Raw genomic sequence first — 23,025 nt, 5'->3', positions numbered from 1 at the left:
ATAATGGTTGAATTCGAGTTGTATATTATGAAACCACTATACCTATAGTGTGCATCTATATTGAAGCAATAAAGTGCTTCAAAATGCACAATTTTCTCCCACAAATAACACATCTGATTAAAAAGCGTCGTTTGTTCAAATGGATAATCAATCAATGAAGAATCTATTTTTTCGCTTTTTATAGACATTTCAGTTTTTACTACGACAACAGAGGAATTAATAATGCATCTCACATCAAGAGAACAAGAAAAGTTGATGCTTTTTCTTGCGGGGGAACTTGCCGTTAAACGTAAAGCACGCGGTGTGAAATTAAATTATCCGGAATCAATCGCATACATTGCGAGTCATTTGCAAGAAGCTGCACGTGATGGAATGACAGTAGCTGAGGTTATGCAATATGGTGCAACTTTGTTGACAGTATCTGATGTAATGGAAGGGGTCGCAGAAATGGTACACGAAGTGCAAATCGAAGCAACCTTCCCAGATGGTACCAAATTAGTAACTGTTCATAATCCGATTAGATAAATTGTAGTAGAGGATAAGAATTTAAATGATTCCAGGTGAATATCAATTAGCAAGTGGCGATATTGAAGCCAATATTGGTCGTAAAACAGTGCAAATCGATGTGGTAAACAAAGGCGATCGACCAATTCAAGTGGGCTCGCATTATCATTTTTTTGAGACCAATAATGCCTTAGAATTTGACCGCACTTTAGCGTGTGGAATGCGTTTAAATGTACCATCAGGTAATGCAATCCGTTTTGAACCGGGGGAAGTAAAAACGGTTGAATTAGTCGAGTTCGGTGGAAACAAAGTGATTTATGGTTTCCAAAACAAAATTGATGGTAAATTAGCTGATGCTGATGAGTAAGGAATAGAGGTAAACGATGGCATTAACAATTCCACGTAGTCAATATGTTGCGACTTTTGGTCCAACGGTTGGGGATAAAGTGCGTTTAGGCGATACGGATTTATGGGCAACTGTCGAACAAGATTTATTAACTAAAGGTGATGAGTGTAAATTTGGCGGAGGTAAATCCGTTCGTGATGGAATGGCACAGTCAAGCACCGCAACTCGTGATAATCCAAATGTATTAGATTTTGTTATCACAAACGTGATGATTATTGATGCAAATTTAGGTGTAATTAAAGCAGATATAGGTATTCGTGATGGACGTATTGCGGGCATTGGCCAAGCGGGAAATCCTGACACAATGGATAATGTGACACCTAATATGATTATTGGTGCAAGTACTGAAGTACATAATGGAACACACTTAATTGCGACAGCGGGTGGTATTGATACACATGTACATTTTATTTGTCCACAACAAGCACAACATGCTATTGAAAACGGAATTACAACCTTAATTGGTGGTGGTTCAGGCCCGGCAGATGGCACGCACGCAACCACTTGTACATCAGGTGCGTTTAACCTTGAACGGATGTTCCAAGCTTGTGAAGCATTACCAGTAAATGTGGGTTTCTTAGGAAAAGGAAACTGTTCAACGCTAGAACCATTAAGAGAACAGGTGCGTGCGGGTGTGTTAGGCTTAAAAATTCACGAAGACTGGGGTGCAACTCACGCAACCATTGATGCTGCATTAAAAGTGGCAGATGAAATGGACATTCAAGTTGCTATTCATACTGATACATTAAATGAATGTGGCTTCTTAGAAGATACAATGAAATCGATTGATGGTCGTGTAATCCACACTTTCCATACGGAAGGTGCTGGTGGTGGCCACGCGCCGGATATCATTCAAGCAGCGATGTATTCAAACGTGTTACCCGCTTCAACCAACCCTACTCGCCCATTTACGGTAAATACCATTGATGAGCATTTGGATATGTTGATGGTATGCCACCATTTAGATAAACGTGTGCCTGAAGATGTTGCATTTGCGGATAGCCGTATTCGCCCAGAAACCATTGCAGCAGAAGATATTCTGCACGATATTGGTGTGTTCTCAATTATGAGTTCAGACTCGCAAGCAATGGGACGAGTAGGCGAAGTGGTTACTCGTACTTGGCAGACCGCTGATAAAATGAAAGGTCAACGTGGTGAGTTAGCTGCACCAAATGGAAGCGAGGGTAATGATAACTTCCGTATTAAGCGTTACATTGCAAAATACACAATTAACCCAGCAATCGCACACGGTATTGCAGAACACGTTGGTTCATTAGAAGTGGGTAAACTTGCGGATATCGTGCTTTGGAAGCCAATGTTCTTTGGTGTGAAGCCTGAATTTGTGATGAAAAAAGGCTTTATTAGCTATGCGAAAATGGGTGACCCAAATGCGTCGATCCCAACTCCACAGCCGATTTTATATCGTCCAATGTACGGTGCACAAGCGAAGGCAAACTGTGAAAGTGCGGTCTATTTTGTGTCACAAGCTGCAGTCGATGCGAATATCAAAGCGCAATACGGCATTGAAAAAGACACTATTGCAGTAAAAGGCTGTCGTGATGTGAGCAAAAAAGACTTAGTCCACAATAGCGAAACCCCAGAAATTACGGTTGATCCAGAACGTTATGAAGTGCGTGTTGATGGTGAGTTGATTACTTGTGAACCTGCTGAAAAAGTTTCTTTAGCACAACGTTATTTCTTATTCTAATCTAAAAATGGTTCAATTTATCGCAAAGACTTTAAATTGAACCCCTTGATGATGCGTTTATTATATATAAGTTGAATGAAAATAATTAATCCAATCCTTCCGATTATGGAAGAAATTTTAGGTAATTTAACCGCACTTCGTGAGGCTAGAAAAATTACAAATCAAAAAATTGAATATGTGGCATTACATTGGTATGAAAGCGAACGAAATATTTTGCGTAAGCCGACACAATCGGGGCGTGAAATTGCCTTTCGTTTATTAAAAGAAGGGCAACGTTTAAAGCACGATGACGTAGTTTTTATTAGCGATGATTTAGTGATCGCGATTGAAATTTTACCAAGTGAAGTGATTGTGCTTTCACCAAAAACATTACCTGAAATGGCGCGTGCTTGTTATGAAATTGGTAACAAACATTCACCGCTCTTTTTAGATGGTGATGAAGTGACTTTACCTTATGACAAACCGATGTTTGAATGGCTACAAGCAGCAGGCTTTGCACCACAAAAAGCGGAGCGCCGTTTAAGTCAGGCATTGAGAGCAAACTCGGCACAAGGTCACGGTCATTCTCATGGGCATAGTCATTCGCATAGCCACGACCATCACGGTTATCACCACCACGGAGATGGGAATTGGCACAAACACTAGATTTTTCTCGTATGGCACAGCTTGGTGCATTGTTGCATTTAGTTGATCCTACTTTGCCAATCGGAGGATTTAACCATTCTAATGGTCTAGAAACCTTTGTGCAGCAAGGAAAAGTCACTAGCAAAGCGAGCCTTGAAGAATATGTGCAAACGCAGTTATTGCAGAACTGGATTTATAACGATGGTGCTTATTTATCCTTAGCTTTTGATGCAATGGAAAATAATGATCTTGCACGTTTAATTGAGCTTGATCAGGAACTGGCAGCAACCAAAATTGCACGTGAAAGCCGCGAGGGAAGTTATAAGTTGGGTGTGCGTTTGTTGAAGATATTCATTCGCTATGAAAATCATCCGTTATTAAGTGAGTTTCAACAAGCTATTACCGCCCAACAAACCAAAGGTTTTTTCCCTGTCGTGTTTGCGATGGTGGCAAAAGCAATGCAGTTGGATAAAGCCGAAACGCTTTATGCGTTTTATTACAATGCGGCAGTGGGGTCAGTAACCAATGGTGTGAAATTGATTCCGCTTAGCCAAATGGACGGGCAAGATATTTTATTTGATCTACGCCAACCTATCGCAAGTGCGGTCGAAAAAAGTTTAAATCCCGATCTTGAATGGCTAGGGGCGGCAACATTGGCGAATGATATTCGAGCAATGCAGCACGAACAACTTTATACAAGATTATATATGTCTTAAAACGAGTAATATTACTCAACTAATTATCTGACTGGGCATTTTTTGCTTAGTCAAACGAAAGGAAAATCAATGCGTAAATATATTAAAATTGGTGTTGCAGGCCCAGTCGGTGCAGGTAAAACCGCATTAATTGAACGTTTAACTCGTGAAATTGCAAGCAAATACAGCGTTGCAGTGATCACAAATGATATTTATACTCAAGAAGATGCAGAGTTCTTAACAAAAAACAGCTTACTTCCGCCTGAGCGTATTATGGGGGTTGAAACAGGTGGTTGTCCACATACAGCGATTCGTGAAGATGCATCAATGAATTTGGAAGCTGTCGATGAAATGGTAGCACGTTTCCCTGATGTTGAAATTGTGTTCATTGAATCGGGTGGTGATAATCTGTCAGCAACATTTAGCCCTGATTTAGCGGATGTGACGATTTTTGTGATTGATGTTGCACAAGGTGAAAAAATTCCACGTAAAGGTGGACCGGGTATCACACGTTCTGACTTATTAGTGATTAACAAAACAGATTTAGCACCATTTGTGGGCGCAGACTTAAGTGTAATGGAACGTGATGCACGTCGTATGCGTAATAGCCAACCGTTTATTTTCACCAACTTGATGAAAAAAGAAAATCTCGATGGTGTCATCGGCTGGATTGAAAAATATGCGTTGTTGAAAAATGTAGAAGAGCCAGCTGCACTGGTTAGATAATCTCTCAGGCGGGCTTTATGTTCGCCTATTTTTTATTGTGGAGAATTGCCTAATATGAACAGTAAATTAATCCTTTCCACGAAGTTAACCGCTAATAGTAAAACACAGCTAAATGACTATTTCGTTTCCCCACCTTTTAAATTGATGACCCTACCTGTTTATGACGATCCTTGGCAAAATGGTTTGAATGCAATGCAAATGTCATCTTCGCCGGGTTTATTAGGTGGCGATCATTTAGATATTCAAATTTCTCTCGCAGAAAATACCGCACTTTCATTGAATACGCAGGCATTCACTCGTGTGCAAGCTATGAATGAGCAAGATTTTGCGGAGCAAATCACAAAAATCACACTTGCTAAAAATAGTCATTTATTCTATTTGCCACATCCTTTAGTATTGCACAAGAATTCTGCACTGAAGCAAAAAACACAGATTGAAGTAGGCGAAAATGCTGAACTGATTTATGGTGAAATTGTAGCGATTGGGCGCGTGTTAAATGGCGAGCGTTTTGAGTTCCGCCAATTTTCATCGCACTTAAAAATTACTTCAGGAAATAAAGTGCTTGTTTCTGATTGCATACAATGGCTACCAGCAACGATGAGCCTCACTGCATTGAGCCAAATGGAAGAATATTCACATCAAGGATCACTGATTTATTTAAACTTAGCTCAAAATGCCACTGAATTAAAACAGCTAATTTTAGAGATTCGAGACAGTATCGGCGAGCCAAATAATATGCTTGTCGGAATTTCTCAATTAAATGAAGGTGGTTTTATGTTGCGAGTTTTATCGCATCGTGCGGATGTCATTCAACAATTATTTGACAAAATCGGTCTCAAATTGAAACAACATTAGGAAGTTTTTGGCAGTACTCCGTTGAGAAAATTGAAAAATTTTCAAAAAAATGACCGCACTTAATAATGGATTAATACTATGTGGAAAGTCACTTTCTGCCAACAAGCAGGGACGCAGAAAAAACGCAATCAAGATGCACTTTTTAATGGTGAACGTGTTTATCAATATGTACTAAAAAAGTCAGAAACAATTGAAGTCGAAAAGGAAAATTTGATTATCGGTATTTCTGACGGTGTGTCTAATAGCCCTCGTCCCGACCTTGCAAGCCACTATTTTATGGAAAAATTGCAAGACTGTGACAATCTCAATTCCCAATGGTTAAGAGCCACACATCAACAATTTTGTGAAGCACATTGCCAACGCATTTACGGCTCAAGCTGCACCTTTGTCGCCGCTCAACTCTCACCCAACGGACAATGTTTGATCATGAATGTGGGCGATAGTCGAGCGTATCGTATTACCCCTACGGGCGAATGGATCCAACTCAGCTATGATCATATTTTATTGAACGCACTCACACCAAACCCAGATCAATGCACAGAATATGCCACAATGTATTACGGCTTATCGGATGCACTCATCGCAGACCACGAAGAAACGGATTTCCGTATTTTTACCGAGCAATATCAATTACAAAAAGGGGATTTTCTTTTATTGTGTTCGGATGGATTAACAGACGATATCCCCGAACATATCAGACACGCCATTTGGCAGAAATTCGACAAAATCGAAGAAAAACTCACCGCACTTAGACAATATACCAAGCACCTGAAAAGACGGGATGATTTTTCGGTGTTGGTATTAACAATATAAATGAAGAGGAATTAATGGAAAACTCAACACAGCAGTCAAAGAGTTACTTGACAGATAAAGGTAAACAAAAACTAAAAGGTCTATATGAGTATTTGGTCAGAAGTTGTGAACATGAGATAGGAGGTTGGTATAATCAATATCAAGCCTTTTACCGCAAAGTAGGTGAGATAAGGCAGAAACTTCAGAATGGAGAAAATTTAAATCCAAATGCAGAAGAGGATAAACAATTTTTAAAAGAGCTAATCTATGCCAAGGAAAATGGTATTACAACTCGAGGTCAATCCGTTTTAAGCGAAAATAATTTTGATTTGTTTATTCAGAGTGAAACTTTTTTAGGTGCACTTAAAGAACTTATGCAAGAACCCAACTCAAAGAATTTCAAAAAATTTGATGATGCTTGGAAAAACGAAGATAAATCTTATAACCCTTTGCTGATTAATAGAGTTGCAGCAGCTTGTACGCTCGATGTTTCTACAACAGCGGATGTCGGTAAATTTTCTCGAGTTTTTAATTGGTTAATTAAGGAAAAAATCATTCCAGAATATCCTAATGATCCCAAAGATAGTTGGTTTGATAAAAATCTTTTCTTAGTTAAGAACATTAGAGAGACATTTGAAGAGGAATTGAAGAGCAAGGAGGTTAAGGAGGTTAAGGAGGTTAAGGAGGTTAAGGAGGTTAAGAAGGTTAAGGAGGTGCATAAGGTTGATGAGTATTATTTAAATATCTTTATTTGGCGATTATATGAAAATATTGTAGCTCCGTTTAGTTTAAAAAAACCAATTATAAAATATGGTCCACCGGGCACTGGTAAAACATATCAAGCAAAATCACAGTCTGAGCTGTTATTTAATATATGGAAAGCAGAATATGCACCGGATGCGGATTTCAACTATCAAGAACATTGTGAAATTGTACAATTCCACCCCTCCTTTGGTTATGAAGATTTTATGGAAGGGTTGAAGCCTAGATTGGTTAATGGACAGGCACAACTGTCATTGCAGAACGGTGTATTCAAGGATTTTTGTAAAAAAGCCGCTCAATGGGAAATCGATATCTATCATTTGAATGATTCAAAGTTTGAGGATTTGAACAAGGTGACCATTCAAAAGCTTATCGATTATCGTAAAGAGCATCCTGAAAAGTTAACAGGGAAACACTGGGAATATATCTTCAAATTAGAAGATAAAGAACTGAGAATTTTAGATGTGATTCCACCTTTTTTCTTTATTATTGATGAAATTAATCGTGCGGAATTATCTCGTGTTTTAGGGGAGTTAATGTATTGCTTAGAATATCGCGGAGCAAAACATTGTATCAAAACGCAATATAGTAATTTAAATGATGACAATACTGGAATGCTAAAGCTGGGTCAGAATTATTTCTTCTTTATTCCTCAAAATATTTATTTAATCGGTACAATGAATACCATTGATCGAAGTGTAGAAAGTTTTGATTTTGCGTTAAGACGTCGATTTCACTGGGAAGAGGTTTTACCAAGTGCCGAATTAGTAAAATACCATTTGATGGAGAAAAATAAGAAGTGGGGCACGTTAGCAGAAAATTTCGAAGCGTTAAATAATGAAATACAACAACAACCATTACTTGGACCAGATTATCAAATAGGACATTCATATTTTTTAAATTTAAATTATTCTGAAACTCTCACCGCTAAAGAATTAAGAAAATTCATTTGGCAAGATTCGCTAAAACCTTTGTTACAAGAATATCTGAGAGGATCGGGTGATGAGGGGGCGATTTTAAAACTTTTAGGAAAATCATTTGGGATTACAAATTAAATGACTTGGCTGTGTGATCTTATTAAAGAGGGTACTTTAGTTGATAATCAGACTTATTATGTAAGTAACGGGATACTCAGTAATCCTAGACTCCAAAATCCAATTGAATTATCCATAGGTAACAGTAAGTTTGAGCAAAAAATTTGGCATTTTATTACCGCTATATCACGTGATTTACGTGCCGAAAGCCTTACTCATTCTTTCGTATTTTTGGATAAAGATTATTATGAATTCAATCAAGATAGTTTCTTTATTAATGTGATGGGAGGGGATGCGAGAAATTTTACGCTTAACACTGGGAACTTGGTTGGTGTGGTAAGTCGAGATGAATATACACTAAAAATAAGCTCGCGTTTTGGTGATGAATTTCTTAAATATATTATTTCTGATGCAGATGGATTTCTTGAAATCAAGGATTTTTCTGCGACTGAGAAGAAAGATAGCTATGCGTGGCTATTGGCTTATTTGTGGAATATCAAATTAAAACGTGCTTATCGATTAGGAATACCCAAAGTTTATTCATCGAAAAGTGATCGTATATCCACAGTGCGTGGAAGTATTGATCCACTTGATTATTTTAAAAATCATTCATCTGGTAAGTGCTTATGTTCTTTTCGGGAACATGATTATGCTTCTACGGCAATTTCATTATTTTTGATGGCTTATGATACGGTGAAACATCATTCATTTTGCCAGCAAACTCGTTATATCTATAATGCTTTTATGATGGCAAATCAAGGCAAGAAGAAAACGAAAAAAGAAATATTGGAAACCCCTTATTTCAGCAATCCTTATTACAGTGATTATAATACGTTGATTGATTTGTCTAAGAGAATTATCAGTCAAAAATCGTTAGATTTTGGTTCGTCTAATGCCTCAAATGCATATTTATTTGATATATCAATGCTTTTTGAGTACTTCATTCGAAAACTCCTCATAAGAAGTGGTATTAATGTGCGGAGCAAATTCGAAAGTTTAAGGAAAATACAAACCTGTTCTTTAGGTAAATATGAACGAAAACTTGAGCCTGACCTTATTATCGAGGGTGAAAATGGTGTTTATATTTTTGATGTAAAATATAAACACTTTGACGAAAAGTATGGTGTAAATAGAGAAGATCTTTTTCAACTACATACCTATATTGGTCAATGGTCGAATAAAGAAACCGTATGTGGAGGCGGGTTTATTTTTCCTATTCCTGAAAAAAAATGGGAAAAACTGTGTTTAGAAAAGACACAAGGTGTGATTTCCAATAAAATTCAGCAACAAGGAAAAGAGATGGATTTTTATGTGATCTTTCTACCTATACCCAAAGAGAATATAGCCAAAGAGAATATATCCAAAGAGAATATATCCAAAGATAATTTCTACAACACGATGAAAGAGAATTGTGAAAGATTGTGTAAGGTGATGAAGACTTGCGTGATGAGAGAATTCGTCAATTAACTTCCCCCCGCTCTTAGAAAGAGCGGGTCTTTTTATCTTCATTTTTTGTTTTTCCAGATATTTTTTATTTAGTCAATGCTAGTCGCTTGTGCTTATTTACTCATTGCATTTGCTCGCGTGAGTAATGCCTCGGTGACAACCTGCCAATTTGGATATTGTTCAGAGCCAAAATGAATGTGCTCTCCTTCAAATTTATCTACGCCATTTGCAGTGCGATCATCAATAATATAGTCACCTTTATTCAGATTTTTATGATGAGTCAAAATCAGTCTTTTATATAACAAACTGTCTTTCTCTTTACCAAAATAATGCTGAATCCAATTTAATTTATCAATCCACGCCGTAGGATTTCCCCAAGGCGATGTGGAAAGAATATAAATGTCATAATATTTATCCAAGATATATAAACTTTGAATGGCATTTTCCATTGGTTTCATGAGTGAAAAAATATTCGGAACCTCATCGAGTCTTCCTTGATATTCCATTTTTATTTCTTGCGGTAATTGGTCAATACCAGACTTAAAGTCAACTAACACGTTGTCCATATCAACATATAAAAGTGGTTTGTTCATTGTCTTTTCCTTGTCTATTTATTTGATGTGATTAGTGTAAAATTTATCCAGATAAAAAGAAATCCCTATCTTTTTAATGCGACATAAGTTGTCGCAATCAGGCTTAAAATATTGTTGTAAATAAGGATAGGAGAATTTTTATGTGTGAAATTAAATTAAATAAACCGACGGTTTCACTTTATTCAGAAAAATTAATTTTAAAAATTTTATTTGAGCATAATCAAATTAATAAATTGATCAGAAGAAATGATTATTATTCTGATGATGTAGCGCATTGTTTGGGCTTACCTGAAGATGATGTGCTATTGGATAAATTAGAGAATGAAAATGATGGTAATTCAAGATCACTATTTAGATCGACAGCAATACAATTACTGAAAAAAAGATATAAAGAAATTAAAACATCAGAATGTGTTATTCCTGAAAATTTGCAAATTGCCTATGAAAATTTGAGTAAAATTCAGCAATATTTAGATTTAACAGAAGAAGAGTTAGCGATACTACAATTATCAATGCATATTCGGGTAGAAACGGAATTGGAATCTACATTAGATCTTCTACATTAGATCTTTTAGGTAACATGGATTTGAATAGCTCTTGTCATGTTTTTGCTACACTACTTGAATTGCCCAAACATAACGTGATAAGAGCGGTCAATAAATCAAATAAATTAAGAAGTTATGGACTAATTGAGAGTAGTCATCGTTCAAACTATGCCGATGTTGATGATCATATTAATTGGGGAAACACCCTTGATTTAGATGAGTTTCTTTTGTTTGAATTGAATGAAGATTCTTTATTAACTAAATCGCTAAAAGTTGCACCATCTTCTTCGCTTACTTTAGCGCATTTTGATCATATCGCTGATATGAGAAAAACATTGCTAGATTATCTGCAAACTGTGATTCATAGCCAGAAAAAAGGGGCAAATATTTTACTTTATGGTTTGCCAGGAACGGGGAAAACCGAGTTAGCGGTGTTGCTAGCAGAAACATTGCATCTTCCTTGCTATTTTTTGCATTATGAAGACAGTGATGGTGATGTGATCGATGGAGAAAGACGTTTGAACCGTTGTCATTTAGCGCAAACTTTGTTGAAAGGGCGAAAATCACTGATGGTTTTTGATGAGATTGAGGATATTTTTGCCAGTGGATTTTTTGAACGTTCTGTTGCTCAAAAACATAAAGCCTGGGTGAACCACTTTTTAGAAAATAACACCACACCGATGATTTGGATTTCTAATACTGTCAATGGTATTGACCCTGCTTATCTACGCCGTTTTGATTTAATTTTTGAAATGCCAAATCTACCAACCAGTTATCGTGAAAATTTAATTCGTGAGCAAGCAGGGCAGTATTTGACGGAAGAATATATTCGTTATTTTTCTGAAATTCCGAATGTTTCACCCGCGGTATTAACACGTGGTATTGACGTGGTTAGCAGACTAAAACAGCAAGATCAAAATCTCAATGTTTCTGAAAAACTACTAGCGATTTTGAATCAAACATTGCAGGCTCAAGGTTATAAAAAAGCTTTTCCGTTAGTGACACAAAAATTAAATTACTCATTGGATTATGTTGTTTGTAATCAAAATATTCAGAAAATTACAGCGGGCTTACAGAAAACGAAACAAGGACGAATTTGTTGTTATGGACCGCCAGGAACAGGGAAAACCGCATGGGCAGAATGGCTAGCTAAAGAATTAGATATGCGATTATTGTTGTGTCAGGGATCTGATTTATTAGGCAAATATGTTGGCGAAACCGAGCAAAACATTGCGGCTGCTTTTGAACGAGCTAAAAATGAAAATATGTTGTTAGTGTTAGATGAAGTTGACACTTTTTTATTTACACGTGAATTAGGACAACACAGCTGGCAACATAGTCAAGTGAATGAAATGCTAACACAAATTGAACGATTTGAAGGATTAATGGTGGTTTCAACTAATTTAATGGATGGGCTCGACCCCGCCGCTTTGCGACGTTTTGACTTAAAATTGCATTTTGATTATTTACAACCAGAACAAATGACTAAACTCGCTACACAACAAGTAGAAAAGTTAGGTTTAGCCGAGCTCACACAACAAGATTTAGCGCAAATCCAGAAATTAAAAGTGCTCACTTTAGGTGATTTTAGCGCAGTTGCTCGCCGTCATCGTTTCTGCCCATTTGAAAACACACAAGATTGGATTCAAGCGTTAACCGAAGAATGTGTGATTAAACAAGGCAAACCAACTCGCACGATAGGATTTTAATAAAAAATGACCGCACTTATTTGATGTACAAGAATACTTATTTTTATTAAAATTCACCAACTTTAAAATTTAATGTGAATAACTTCTGTTTTATAGGTATTTTATGGACATAAATAATGATCTTTATGACAAGGATGATATAAGAAAATTATTTAAAATAGTGTTGATTATTTGGAGTCTCTGTGCAATTTATTTATCAATAAGCCATTGGGATATCGTTACATCATTGCATTTTAGTGATAATGATGATTTTATGCGATTTCATCAATATCGAGAGTGGTTAAAAAATGGTAATTGGTACTTAGAACCTATTCCGCAATTTAGCCCGAACAATCAGCTGATTATGCATTGGTCACGTTTAGTTGATATCCCCTTAGCTTTATTTGCCTCATTTTTTTCTTTGTTTTTTGAGCTTCCTACAGCCTTTGCAATTACAAATACATTAGTACCTTTGTTGTATTTATTGGTTTTTTTATTTCTAGTTTCATTGGTTGCATATCGTTTATTCGGTTTAGAAACGGCGAAAATTGCAATGATTATTCCATTAATTTCGCCTTTAAGTATGCGTTTTTTACCTGGTGCATTAGATCATCATAATTTGCAGTTTATTCTACTTACCTCATTTATTCTTTTTTCTCCATTAATAAATAATAAATATGAGGTCAAAAGTGCGATTTTTTCTGCATTATCAATGCTTTTATCACTATGGATAGGCCTAGAGAATATTTATAGTTTTGTGATTATTTTATTTTTGCTCACAGTCTTTGGCTTTTTTAAAAATATTAGTTATTTACTTTTCTGTAAATTAGTAAGTTTAGTTAGTGTTATTTTGATCCCACTGTTATTCATTGTTAATCGACCTATTAGTGAGTTTTTTGATGCTAAATATGATATTTTATCATTCCCTTTTTGGTTGTGTTTTGTTTCAGCTTTTATATTTTGTCATTTGCTAACTTATTTTGTTAATTTATCAAATGTGAAGAAAATGGCTTTTTATATTTTATTAAGTTTTGTTCTATTATTGCCGGTTGTAATATCTTATCCTGAAATTATTAAAGGTGGTTATTCTAATTATCCTAAGTTATTAAAAGAACTTTGGTTAGATAATATTTCTGAAGCGAGATCGATTTTATATAATATTCAAGCTGATATAAGGAATATTGCTTATTTATTATCTGTATTTATGACTATGATCTTTCCATTATTTGTTAAATTTAGAAATAATGAAAGATTTTATATTCTATATTTTTCTTTTTTAATCAATTTTTTTCTAGCTTTTTTTTGGCAAGTTAGAATGTTTTCTGTCGCTTTGGTTTGTTGCATTCCATTACAAGCTTATGTTTGTTTTATGTTAAGAGAGAAAATTAAGCTTGTTGTATTAAAAGTGTTATTTTTATTTTTATCTTTTCCTTCAGTTGTTTTGTTTGCTTTTTTAGTATTTATTGAACCATTTTCTGATATTAAGAATGAACTAAAAAATATAGAGGATGTAGATCACACATCTGTAATTTCTTTATTGAATGACAATAAGATAGAAAATAAAAACACTTTAGCATCTACTGATTTAGGGGCTCCTATTATAGTAGGTACTACTAATAATATTATTTCTGCTCCCTATCACAGAAATATACAGGGTAATTTAGATACATTTAATTTTTTCTTGTTTTCAAATGATCTAGATGCAAAATTTATTTTAGATAAATATAAAATTGATTATATTTTACTGGATAAGCTTTTTTTCTATACTTTAAAACAATCTGGTGTTGAAAATAACTTATTAAATAGATTATTTAATAATAAAGAAATTCCAAATTATTTAGAGTATGTCGATTCAAATAATTCAATTAAGTTATACAAATATATAGGGAAGTGTAATGATTAAAAATATTGCAATATTAATACCATGCTATAATGAAGAACATTCTATTGCTGATACTGTACTTTCATTTAATCAAGCAATTCCTACAGCAAAAGTATATGTTTATGATAATAATTCTACAGATAAGACATTTGAGATAGCTACAACATTAAATTGTGAAGTTAGACGTGAACCTCAACAAGGTAAAGGTGCTGTAGTTAGAAGGATGTTTGCTGATATTGAAGCTGATGTTTATGTATTGGTAGATGGGGATAATACTTATGATGCAGCAATCTCTCCTGATTTAGTAAAACTTTTGTTATCTGAACATCTTGATATGGTGGTAGGGGCTAGAACTAGGCAGATAAGTGCATATCCTAAAGGTCATATTTTAGGAAATAAACTGTTTTCTAAGATTGTTAGTGCCTTTTTTGATTCTTCTATACAAGATGTATTTTCTGGTTATAGGGTGATGACGAAACGTTTTGTTAAATCTTTCCCAATAACGAGTCATGGTTTTGAAATTGAAACTGAGATGACAGTTCACGCTTTACAACTAGGTTTACCAATTCAAGAGATTGAAACTAATTATGCTATGAGAAAAGAAAATAGTAAAAGTAAATTAAATACTTATCGTGATGGTTTCCGGATTTTACGCTTTATTTTCTTTTTAATTCGTGAACAAAAACCTTTACTTTTTTTTATGTTCTTATCATTACTTTGTGTTTTATGTTCTATAGGATTTGGTAGTATAGTTCTCTCTGAGTATTTTGATACAGGTTTTGTAAGTAGAATACCTACAGCAATTTTGGCTTCAGGAATTGGGATTTTAGGAATTCTGTTTTTTGCTATGGCATTGATTTTAGAGTCTATTTCTAATGGTAGGAAAGAGATTAAAAGGTTACATTATTTATCCTTAAAGTAAATTGAATTGTATGAAGGTACTTAGTAAATTTTAGGTCTATAAATAGCTTTTTACTTTAAATCAAGCTACAATAATTAAATCATTTTTATGTAAAAGTGCGGTGGATTCCGCTTAAATTTTAAGAAAAAGTAGGTAAACAATGATCGATCCAAATATATTGCGTAGCAATCTTGTGGAAGTAGCTGAGAAATTAAAGGTTAAGCGTAATTTTGATTTAGATGTTGCGTTGTTAAGTGAATTAGAAGAACAACGTAAGTCACTGCAAGTAAAAACGGAAACGTTACAAGCTGAACGTAATGCACGCTCTAAAAATATTGGTAAAGCGAAAGCAAGTGGCGAAGATATTTCAAGTTTATTAGCTGAAGTTGATGATATGGGAATTGAGCTTAGCACAACGAAAGCAAAACTTGATGATGTATTAGCGGAAATTAATCAAATCGCGCTGTCTATTCCAAATTTACCAGCAGATGAAGTGCCTTTAGGTAAAGATGATTCAGAAAATCTTGAGGTCTCCCGTTGGGGAACACCTAAAAAATTTGATTTTGAAGTGAAAGATCATGTGACTTTAGGTGAGAATTTGCAAGGATTAGATTTTTCTGCTGGAGCAAAATTAAGTGGTTCTCGCTTTGCGGTAATGAAAGGTCAAATTGCAAAATTACACCGCGCATTATCTCAATTTATGCTTGATTTACATACACAAGAACATGGCTATACCGAAGCTTATGTACCATATTTAGTAAACCATGCAACGCTTTATGGTACAGGTCAGTTACCAAAATTTGGCGAAGATTTATTCCACACTAATGCATTAGAAGGTGAACAACCTTATGCATTAATCCCAACTGCAGAAGTGCCTGTAACCAATTTAGTGCGTGATGAGATTTTAGACGAATCAGAATTACCATTAAAAATGACTGCACATACGCCTTGTTTCCGTTCAGAGGCTGGTTCTTATGGTCGTGATACTCGTGGTTTAATTCGTATGCATCAATTTGATAAAGTGGAATTAGTACAAATTGTTGCTCCAGAAACTTCTATGGAAGCGCTAGAGGAATTAACAGGTCAGGCTGAGAAGGTCTTACAATTATTAGAATTACCATACCGTAAGGTTTTATTATGTACTGGTGATATGGGATTTGGTTCTTGTAAAACCTATGATTTAGAAGTGTGGCTACCGGCACAAAATACTTATCGTGAAATTTCTTCTTGTTCTAATATGTGGGATTTCCAAGCACGCCGTATGCAAGCACGTTACCGTAATAAGGGCGATAAGAAACCACGTTTAGTGCATACCTTAAATGGTTCTGGTTTAGCGGTAGGACGTACTTTAGTGGCTGTATTAGAAAACTATCAAAATGCAGATGGTTCAGTCACGGTACCAACAGTGTTACGCCCATATATGAATGGTATAGAAGTTATTGGTAAATAAGTTTACTTATATAATAAGCTTAAAAGAAGGACTGATAAAATCAGTCCTTTTTTATGCACTGTAAACATCTATACTGCAATGTATTCAAAAGTAAAATCACCTAAACTGGAAATGAGCTCCTCACTCATTTTGCGATAACTTAAGTTATTTGCTTGTTCAACCATTACGATATGGCGGATGTTTTGTAATGAATCACCACTAAGCAATAAATGGTTTATGGCGACTTGTAATGCTGGTAAACTCGGGTTAAATGCAGCATTTTCAGCATAACTTCCTTTATAAATTTGTTTATCTTGTGTTTCTATAGCAACACCATGATAGGAACTTGAGTATGGCGCATGGGATGAGTTCGCCGCTTGAAGTGCGGTCAAAATTAATGGGTTTTCAGTGTCATAGTTGAGCTTATTATCGTGAGCATCTAATAAGAAATTTTCGATATTTAAATCTGCAGGTCCAAAAGAATCTGGCAAGTAGCTATGTAATTTATTATTTGAGCTATGAGGTAAATGAATTTCTAGCTGTGGTGCGGTTCTTAATTCATTCATGAATTGGCGACAATGTCCACAAGGGGTGTAATTAACTACAATATCTGTGATACCTTTTTCATTATTCATCCAAGCATGTGAAATTGCGCTTTGTTCTGCGTGCACTGTTTGTTGGATATTGGTGCTGCTAAATTCTAAATTTGCACCAAAATAAAAGTTACCGCTAATACCAATAGCGACTGCACTTACATAGAATTTAGAAATAGGTGCGTGGGAATACGCTGTTCCAATAGGTAAAAGTTTGAGTGCGAGTTGCTGGCGGTTCAGAGTGTATTTTTTACATAAATGGTCAACAATGATGTTAGAGAGGATACCTTTAAAATGTTGTTCCTCTAGAATATGCCAAATATCTTGTCCTAGTTCTTTTGGCTCTATAATATGAATTTTTTTTCTTACTTTTTCTGAAATATGAATTGTCATTGTATGCTCCTTATATAGCTAGTTTGTTTTATCTTAATCTACTAGACAAAAAAGATCTTCTTCAAGAAGATCTTTTTGTGATGAAAATCAAGGAATCTCAATTTTATTTAGCCGCTTTTAGCTTTTGATAGTAGCTATCGTATAAATCGATTGCATTATCTACATCAACTTGCCATTGGCTACGGTCGATAACTTCTTGTGTTAAGAAGGTGGCTTTATCTTCTGTTAGGGCTTTTGGCAAGCGTTTGAGTGCTGTCAAATTAGCGGTTGGATAGCCAATGTTTAAAGTCAATTTCTCTGATACATCAGTACTTAATAAATAGTTAATTAATTTATAAGCATTTTCAGTATTTTTTGCTGTTGAAGGAATGGCTAAGTTGTCAACCCAAAGTATCGTCCCTTCTTTTGGATAAACCATATCCACTTTAGCACCTTCATTTTTGGCAATACGTGCTGAACCATTCCAAAGTAAGCCAAGTTCAGCTTCTCCTGAAATAAAGCTGCTTGCAGGATTATCGGAGTTAAACGACAAAATATTTGGACGAAGTTTCAATAGTTCCTCATATGCAGATTTTAACACTTCAGGGTCTTGCGTATTTGGATCTTTACCCATTTTTAACAAAGCAATATTAAATAACTCACGTGGGTCATCTAGCATTTGTAATGTGCCTTTAAAGTCTGGACTCCATAAATCAGCCCAAGACTGGAATTTGCTAGGATCTTGGCTTTCTGTATTGTAAGCAATACCGGTTGCACCAAACAGTTGAGGTAATGAGTATTTGTTACCTTTATCGTAAGGGAGATCGAGTAATTTTGGGTCAAGCTCTTTAATCACAGGTAACTTTGTATGATCTAAGTTTTTTAGCATACCTTCACGAGCCATTTTTGATACAAAATAGCTTGTTGGTGCAATCACATCGTATCCACCATCCTTGCCCATCGTTTTTAATTTAGCATACATTGTCTCATTGGATTCTAAACTTGAAACAATAACTTTAATTCCGGTTTGTTTAGTAAACTCATCTAATAAACCTTCAGGAACGTATTCAGTCCAAGTATAAAGGTAAACTTCATTGTTAGCTGCAGTTGCATAATTGCTTACGCCCAGCATCATCATTCCAGCTGTTAAAACGCCAGTTAATTTTTTCATTAATAGAACTCCCAAAATATGGGTGAAAAATATGCCAGTAAAAATATGTTTGACTGACCTGAAGATGCCGAATGGATACGGACAATGACCGATTTTAGGATAGAATACAAGGAATGTAAATGAATTGTTATATAAAATTATTGATTAAAAATTCATATTATAGAATGAAATTGTGATATAAGAGAAATAAAAAGAGCGGTCAGATTTTTCATAATTTTGACCGCTCTTGATATTACTTAAAATGTAAAATAATTAAATTATTTTGCTGCTTTTAATTGTTGGTAATAGTTTTCATAATATTCAACAGCATCACCAACATCATCTTGCCAGTGGCTTTTTTGTAGAATTTCAGCTGTTGGGTAGATAGCTGGATCTTGAGTTATTTCTGCTGGTAACAATTTTAACGCTTCAACGTTAGAAGTTGGGTAACCAATTTCTTCTGTTAATTTTGCAGATACTTTGGCACTTAATAAGTAGTTAATTAATTTATGAGCGCCATCTGGATTTTTAGATGTTGTTGGAATTGCTAATGTATCAACCCAAAGTACAGGACCTTCTTTTGGGAATACCATATCTAAAGGTGCTTGCTCTTTTTTCGCAATACGAACAGAACCATTCCATAATTGGCCCACTTCAACTTCACCTGAGATGAATGAGTTAGCTGGGTTATCTGAATTGAATGAAAGCACATTTGGACGTAATTTTAATAGCTCTTCATAAGCTTGTTTGATGATTTCAGGATCTTTAGTATTTGGATCTTGACCTAATTTCAATAATGCAATATTGAATACTTCACGAGCATCATCAAGTAATTGTACTTTACCTTGGAATTCTGGTTTCCATAAATCTCCCCACGTAGTGAAATTTTCGCTTTTATAACTATCAGTATTGAATGCGATACCTGGAGCGCCTAATAATTGAGGTAATGAATATTTGTTACCTTTATCATAAGGTTTATCTAACCAGTCAGGGTTTAATTCTTTGATAACAGGTAATTTGCTGTGGTCTAGTTCTTTTAGCATACCTTCGCGCGACATTTTTGATACAAAGTAATTCGATGGTGCAATTACATCATAACCACCTGTTTCACCTTGTGTTTTTAATTTCGCATACATAGTTTCATTTGATTCTAAGCTAGAAACGATCACTTTAATGCCCGTTTCTTTTGTGAATTCATCTAATAAACCATCTGGAACATATTCAGTCCAAGTGTAAAGGTAAACAGTGTTGTCAGTTGCATTCGCATTAGCAGTTAAGCCAAGCGTCAGGATTCCTGCTGTAACAAGACCTGCAAATTTTTTCATTTCTATCATTCTCCGGTTAAGGGTAAAAAATCTCTTTATGGAAAGAGGCATAAAAAAACGCCTTGTTTTAAAGGCAAGGCGTATTCTATTTTGTATTAGATTGTTTGTGAAGTATTATTTTTCACAATCTTATTTCCCTCTTCTTGCCGCGACTTGGCTTAAAATCACAAGACCTAGAGAGAGGATGATCATAATAGTTGCTAATGCATTTACTTCTGGGGTTACACCTGTTTTTACCAACGAGAAGATTTTTAGAGGTAAAATTTCGTAACTTACACCACTTACAAATGAGGAAACCACAACGTCATCTAATGAAATAGTAAAGCTTAATAACCATCCAGAAATGATTGCTGGTAATGCAAGTGGAAAGATAATCTTGCGTAAAATAGTGACTTCACCTGCACCTAAATCTTTCGCTGCTTCAAGCATTTTTGAGTCAAAACCTTTTAAGCGTGAGAAAATTGTCACTACTACATAAGGTAAGCAGAAGGTAATGTGGGCTAATAATAAAGACCAGAAACCTAAACTGATACCAACAATCATAAACAACGCTAATAATGATACTGCCATTACGATATCTGGTGACATCATTACGATAAATAGCATTCCACTTACTGCTTGTTTACCACGGAAACGGTAGCGGTAGAGGGCAATCGCAGTTAAACCACCAATAATTGTAGCTAAAGTTGCAGCAAAGAATGCAATCGTTACAGAGTGAATTGCTGCTTGGATTAAGGTGTCGTTATTAAATAAACGCTCATACCATTTCCAGCTAAATCCTTTCCAAGTTAAGCCATAGCGGTCATCATTAAATGAATTAGTAACTAAGATAATGATCGGGATATACAAATAAGCGTATACCACAAACATAAAGATATTACGTAGTATGCGACCCATTATTCCAACTCCATTTTCTTGTTCATTAATTTACTCGCTTTGTAATAAACAAAGATGAGTAATGCCATTAAGATAGTCAAACCAATGCTGATCGCAGAACCAAATGGCCAGTTACGAGAAATTAAGAATTCGCTCTTAATTACATTACCCACAAGTAATACTTTTGCACCACCTAATAAGTCAGCTACATAGAACATCCCCATTGCTGGAAGTAATACTAATAAACAACCTGCAATAATTCCAGGCATTGTTAATGGAATAATTACTTTAATAAAGCGTTGGAATGCATTAGCACCTAAGTCTTTCGCAGCCTCTAATAAACGATGGTCTAGTTTTTCAATCGTTGCGTAAAGCGGTAGGATCATAAATGGTAATAATAAATACACTAAACCAATTACAACAGCTACTTCAGTATTCAAGATACGAATTGGTGTATCAATAATGCCTAAGGTCATTAATGTGTTATTTAATATACCTTTAACCCCTAAGAAAATTTTCATACCATAAATACGGATAAGTGAGTTAGTCCAGAAGGGTAACACCACTAAAAAGAGTAAAAATGGACGATATTTAGGAGTAATTTTAGTTAATAAAAATGCAAACGGATAACCGATAATTAAGCACACTAATGTCGCTAATCCTGACATATATAAGGAGTTCCATACTACCTGAGCATAAAGTGGCTCAAATAAACGTGTATAGTTTTCCAATGTAAATGGTAGCGAATAGAAATTACTACTGTCGCGAGTCAAAAAGCTCACAACAAGCACCAAAATATTTGGTGCAAGTACAAAGAAAATCAACCATCCAAAGATGATGGCAATAGTTGATTTCTGGAAACTGTTATTCTTCATCGCTCAGCACAACCTCCCAGCCTTCGTGCCACGTTAATGCCACCTTCTGACCTAAAGAGTGGTCAATGTTTGGATCATCTTCGTTAAAGAATTCACTTACAAGTACGCTCATACCATTATGATCTAATGTAATGTTAGACTCTAAGGTCATTCCTTTATAGTTACGATCTTCTACATGCCCAATAATTGCTTTTGAGCTCTGATTTTCATCTAGTTCTTCAATTAAAATATCTTCTGGGCGAAGTAATACTTTTAATTTTTGATTTGGTGTGACGTCAAGTGCGGTGAAAATATCGCAAATTCTGCCTTCAACATTTGCACGGACACGCTTTTCATCAACGCGCTCTAATACTGTCGCATTAAAGATGTTGATTTCACCAATAAATTTTGCCACAAATAAGTTTTTCGGTTCCTCATAGATCTCACGAGGTGTACCATCTTGTTGGATATGACCTTTACGCAACACGATAATACGATCTGACATTGTTAATGCTTCTTCTTGATCATGAGTTACGAAGACGAAAGTTATACCTAATTTACGTTGCAATGCTTTTAATTCATTTTGCATTTGTTTGCGTAATTTATAGTCTAATGCGGAGAGTGATTCATCCAATAAAAGCACTTTAGGTTTATTCACTACTGCACGTGCAATCGCAATACGTTGCTGTTGACCACCTGAAAGTTGACCCGGTTTGCTGTCAGCATATTCTTCTAATTGAACCATACGCAATGCTTCAAGTACGCGAGGTTTGATTTCTTCATTAGGTACTTTTTGCATACGCAAGCCGAATGCCACATTTTCAAAAATAGTCATATGTGGAAATAGGGCATAACTTTGGAATACGGTATTTACGTGACGTTGTTCTGCAGGAACATTGGTGATATCTTCACCATCAAGAATAATATTACCTGAATCTAATTCTTCTAAGCCTGCAAGTAGGCGTAAAACAGTTGTTTTACCACAACCCGAAGGACCAAGAATGGTTAAAAACTCACCGTTATTGATTGTTAAATTAAAGTTTTCAATGATGGTTTTCTCACCATAGGATTTAGTAATAGAACGAAGCTCAATAATAGGCTTGTTTTGAATTTGACTTTCCACTAGCTTTGGTTTTCTCCCTAATGTACCTATTTGAGGTATTGAGTAGAAGCAAATGCCAACAGATATTCTGTGGGCGGTGATAATAAAAATAAGTGCTAATGATATAGTGATTGCTTAAGAATTAAAAGGGATTTTCTAAAAA

Annotated in this window: 21 protein-coding genes and 1 pseudogene; 15 read left to right on the top strand and 7 right to left on the bottom strand. The window is 35.2% G+C overall.

What is annotated here, in order from left to right:
* Positions 1-222 precede the first annotated feature (222 nt).
* The 10 genes from ureA (at position 223) to CKV78_RS04575 (ending at position 9,573) form a co-directional block, all read left to right on the top strand.
* Positions 223-525 (top strand): urease subunit gamma, encoded by a 303-nt coding sequence (ureA, locus tag CKV78_RS04620; protein ID WP_005762403.1) that lies wholly within the window; start codon positions 223-225, stop codon positions 523-525.
* 25 nt (positions 526-550) lie between these two features.
* A complete protein-coding gene (gene ureB / locus CKV78_RS04615; RefSeq protein ID WP_005762401.1) occupies positions 551-871 on the top strand; it encodes an urease subunit beta in 321 nt (106 codons plus the stop codon).
* Positions 872-887: 16 nt separating this feature from the next.
* Complete coding sequence (gene ureC / locus CKV78_RS04610) at positions 888-2,618, top strand: urease subunit alpha (RefSeq protein ID WP_005762399.1); 1,731 nt, start codon at positions 888-890, stop codon at positions 2,616-2,618.
* Between the two features lie 75 nt (positions 2,619-2,693).
* Positions 2,694-3,263: an urease accessory protein UreE gene (gene ureE, locus CKV78_RS04605; RefSeq protein ID WP_005762397.1), complete on the top strand. Its 570-nt coding sequence runs from the start codon at positions 2,694-2,696 to the stop codon at positions 3,261-3,263.
* A complete protein-coding gene (locus CKV78_RS04600) occupies positions 3,248-3,958 on the top strand; it encodes an urease accessory protein UreF (RefSeq protein ID WP_032855178.1) in 711 nt (236 codons plus the stop codon). Before ureE ends, CKV78_RS04600 begins: the two co-directional genes overlap by 16 nt.
* A 69-nt stretch (positions 3,959-4,027) precedes the next feature.
* Positions 4,028-4,663, top strand: coding sequence for an urease accessory protein UreG (ureG, locus tag CKV78_RS04595; RefSeq protein ID WP_005762393.1), 636 nt, complete (start codon positions 4,028-4,030; stop codon positions 4,661-4,663).
* Positions 4,664-4,717: 54 nt separating this feature from the next.
* Entirely contained in the window at positions 4,718-5,518 is an 801-nt protein-coding gene (locus tag CKV78_RS04590; protein WP_005762391.1) for an urease accessory protein UreD, read from the top strand.
* Positions 5,519-5,596: 78 nt separating this feature from the next.
* Complete coding sequence (locus CKV78_RS04585) at positions 5,597-6,331, top strand: PP2C family protein-serine/threonine phosphatase (RefSeq protein ID WP_005762388.1); 735 nt, start codon at positions 5,597-5,599, stop codon at positions 6,329-6,331.
* Positions 6,332-6,345: 14 nt separating this feature from the next.
* Positions 6,346-8,127: an McrB family protein gene (locus tag CKV78_RS04580; RefSeq protein ID WP_005762386.1), complete on the top strand. Its 1,782-nt coding sequence runs from the start codon at positions 6,346-6,348 to the stop codon at positions 8,125-8,127.
* Entirely contained in the window at positions 8,128-9,573 is a 1,446-nt protein-coding gene (locus tag CKV78_RS04575) for a 5-methylcytosine restriction system specificity protein McrC (RefSeq protein WP_005762384.1), read from the top strand.
* A gap of 122 nt (positions 9,574-9,695) precedes the next feature.
* On the opposite strand, the pseudogene CKV78_RS04570 reads toward CKV78_RS04575, so the two are convergent.
* A pseudogene (locus tag CKV78_RS04570) lies at positions 9,696-10,145 on the bottom strand (5' nucleotidase, NT5C type); the annotation flags it as partial.
* Between the two features lie 140 nt (positions 10,146-10,285).
* On the opposite strand from CKV78_RS04570, the gene CKV78_RS10700 reads away from it, so the two are divergent.
* From CKV78_RS10700 to serS, 5 genes are all read left to right on the top strand, one after another.
* On the top strand, positions 10,286-10,711 hold the full coding sequence (locus CKV78_RS10700; protein ID WP_005762377.1) for a hypothetical protein: 426 nt from the start codon (positions 10,286-10,288) through the stop codon (positions 10,709-10,711).
* A gap of 14 nt (positions 10,712-10,725) precedes the next feature.
* Complete coding sequence (locus CKV78_RS04560; RefSeq protein WP_005762375.1) at positions 10,726-12,399, top strand: AAA family ATPase; 1,674 nt, start codon at positions 10,726-10,728, stop codon at positions 12,397-12,399.
* Positions 12,400-12,502: 103 nt separating this feature from the next.
* The gene (locus tag CKV78_RS04555) at positions 12,503-14,281 is read left to right on the top strand and encodes a hypothetical protein (protein ID WP_005762373.1); all 1,779 of its coding nucleotides are present in this window, start codon (positions 12,503-12,505) and stop codon (positions 14,279-14,281) included.
* Positions 14,274-15,182 (top strand): glycosyltransferase family 2 protein, encoded by a 909-nt coding sequence (locus CKV78_RS04550; protein ID WP_005762371.1) that lies wholly within the window; start codon positions 14,274-14,276, stop codon positions 15,180-15,182. The genes CKV78_RS04555 and CKV78_RS04550 overlap by 8 nt, the downstream gene beginning before the upstream one ends.
* 139 nt (positions 15,183-15,321) lie before the next feature.
* Positions 15,322-16,611, top strand: a complete 1,290-nt coding sequence (serS, locus tag CKV78_RS04545) for a serine--tRNA ligase (RefSeq protein WP_005762369.1) — start codon at positions 15,322-15,324, stop codon at positions 16,609-16,611.
* Between the two features lie 68 nt (positions 16,612-16,679).
* Here serS and cdd read toward each other — a convergent pair whose 3' ends face one another.
* The 6 genes from cdd to potA form a co-directional block, all read right to left on the bottom strand.
* Positions 16,680-17,576: a cytidine deaminase gene (gene cdd / locus CKV78_RS04540; protein ID WP_005762367.1), complete on the bottom strand. Its 897-nt coding sequence runs from the start codon at positions 17,574-17,576 to the stop codon at positions 16,680-16,682.
* Positions 17,577-17,679: 103 nt separating this feature from the next.
* Entirely contained in the window at positions 17,680-18,726 is a 1,047-nt protein-coding gene (locus CKV78_RS04535) for an extracellular solute-binding protein (RefSeq protein WP_005762364.1), read from the bottom strand.
* 257 nt (positions 18,727-18,983) lie between these two features.
* Complete coding sequence (locus CKV78_RS04530; RefSeq protein WP_032855176.1) at positions 18,984-20,030, bottom strand: extracellular solute-binding protein; 1,047 nt, start codon at positions 20,028-20,030, stop codon at positions 18,984-18,986.
* Between the two features lie 129 nt (positions 20,031-20,159).
* Positions 20,160-20,927 (bottom strand): spermidine/putrescine ABC transporter permease PotC, encoded by a 768-nt coding sequence (gene potC / locus CKV78_RS04525; RefSeq protein WP_005762359.1) that lies wholly within the window; start codon positions 20,925-20,927, stop codon positions 20,160-20,162.
* Positions 20,927-21,781: a spermidine/putrescine ABC transporter permease PotB gene (gene potB, locus CKV78_RS04520; RefSeq protein WP_005762356.1), complete on the bottom strand. Its 855-nt coding sequence runs from the start codon at positions 21,779-21,781 to the stop codon at positions 20,927-20,929. The genes potC and potB overlap by 1 nt, the downstream gene beginning before the upstream one ends.
* Positions 21,771-22,883: a spermidine/putrescine ABC transporter ATP-binding protein PotA gene (gene potA, locus CKV78_RS04515; RefSeq protein ID WP_005762354.1), complete on the bottom strand. Its 1,113-nt coding sequence runs from the start codon at positions 22,881-22,883 to the stop codon at positions 21,771-21,773. The genes potB and potA overlap by 11 nt, the downstream gene beginning before the upstream one ends.
* Positions 22,884-23,025 lie beyond the last annotated feature (142 nt).

It is taken from the genome of Pasteurella dagmatis (assembly GCF_900186835.1).
Classification (GTDB): Bacteria; Pseudomonadota; Gammaproteobacteria; order Enterobacterales; family Pasteurellaceae; genus Pasteurella; species Pasteurella dagmatis.
Note: the sequence above shows the minus strand (reverse complement) of the source record. Positions and strands in the feature narration are given on the sequence as shown.

Excerpts from the sequence above, each read along its gene's own strand:
- CKV78_RS04575 (WP_005762384.1), top strand. The coding sequence starts at position 8,128 with ATGACTTGGCTGTGTGATCTTATTAAAGAGGGTACTTTAGTTGATAAT.
- CKV78_RS04590 (WP_005762391.1), top strand. The coding sequence starts at position 4,718 with ATGAACAGTAAATTAATCCTTTCCACGAAGTTAACCGCTAATAGTAAA.
- ureB (WP_005762401.1), top strand. The coding sequence starts at position 551 with ATGATTCCAGGTGAATATCAATTAGCAAGTGGCGATATTGAAGCCAAT.
- ureG (WP_005762393.1), top strand. The coding sequence starts at position 4,028 with ATGCGTAAATATATTAAAATTGGTGTTGCAGGCCCAGTCGGTGCAGGT.
- CKV78_RS04535 (WP_005762364.1), bottom strand. The coding sequence starts at position 18,726 with ATGAAAAAATTAACTGGCGTTTTAACAGCTGGAATGATGATGCTGGGC.
- cdd (WP_005762367.1), bottom strand. The coding sequence starts at position 17,576 with ATGACAATTCATATTTCAGAAAAAGTAAGAAAAAAAATTCATATTATA.
- CKV78_RS04555 (WP_005762373.1), top strand. The coding sequence starts at position 12,503 with ATGGACATAAATAATGATCTTTATGACAAGGATGATATAAGAAAATTA.
- CKV78_RS04580 (WP_005762386.1), top strand. The coding sequence starts at position 6,346 with ATGGAAAACTCAACACAGCAGTCAAAGAGTTACTTGACAGATAAAGGT.
- ureE (WP_005762397.1), top strand. The coding sequence starts at position 2,694 with ATGAAAATAATTAATCCAATCCTTCCGATTATGGAAGAAATTTTAGGT.
- CKV78_RS04530 (WP_032855176.1), bottom strand. The coding sequence starts at position 20,030 with ATGAAAAAATTTGCAGGTCTTGTTACAGCAGGAATCCTGACGCTTGGC.
- serS (WP_005762369.1), top strand. The coding sequence starts at position 15,322 with ATGATCGATCCAAATATATTGCGTAGCAATCTTGTGGAAGTAGCTGAG.
- ureC (WP_005762399.1), top strand. The coding sequence starts at position 888 with ATGGCATTAACAATTCCACGTAGTCAATATGTTGCGACTTTTGGTCCA.
- ureA (WP_005762403.1), top strand. The coding sequence starts at position 223 with ATGCATCTCACATCAAGAGAACAAGAAAAGTTGATGCTTTTTCTTGCG.
- CKV78_RS10700 (WP_005762377.1), top strand. The coding sequence starts at position 10,286 with ATGTGTGAAATTAAATTAAATAAACCGACGGTTTCACTTTATTCAGAA.
- potC (WP_005762359.1), bottom strand. The coding sequence starts at position 20,927 with ATGGGTCGCATACTACGTAATATCTTTATGTTTGTGGTATACGCTTAT.
- CKV78_RS04550 (WP_005762371.1), top strand. The coding sequence starts at position 14,274 with ATGATTAAAAATATTGCAATATTAATACCATGCTATAATGAAGAACAT.
- potB (WP_005762356.1), bottom strand. The coding sequence starts at position 21,781 with ATGAAGAATAACAGTTTCCAGAAATCAACTATTGCCATCATCTTTGGA.
- CKV78_RS04585 (WP_005762388.1), top strand. The coding sequence starts at position 5,597 with ATGTGGAAAGTCACTTTCTGCCAACAAGCAGGGACGCAGAAAAAACGC.
- CKV78_RS04560 (WP_005762375.1), top strand. The coding sequence starts at position 10,726 with ATGGATTTGAATAGCTCTTGTCATGTTTTTGCTACACTACTTGAATTG.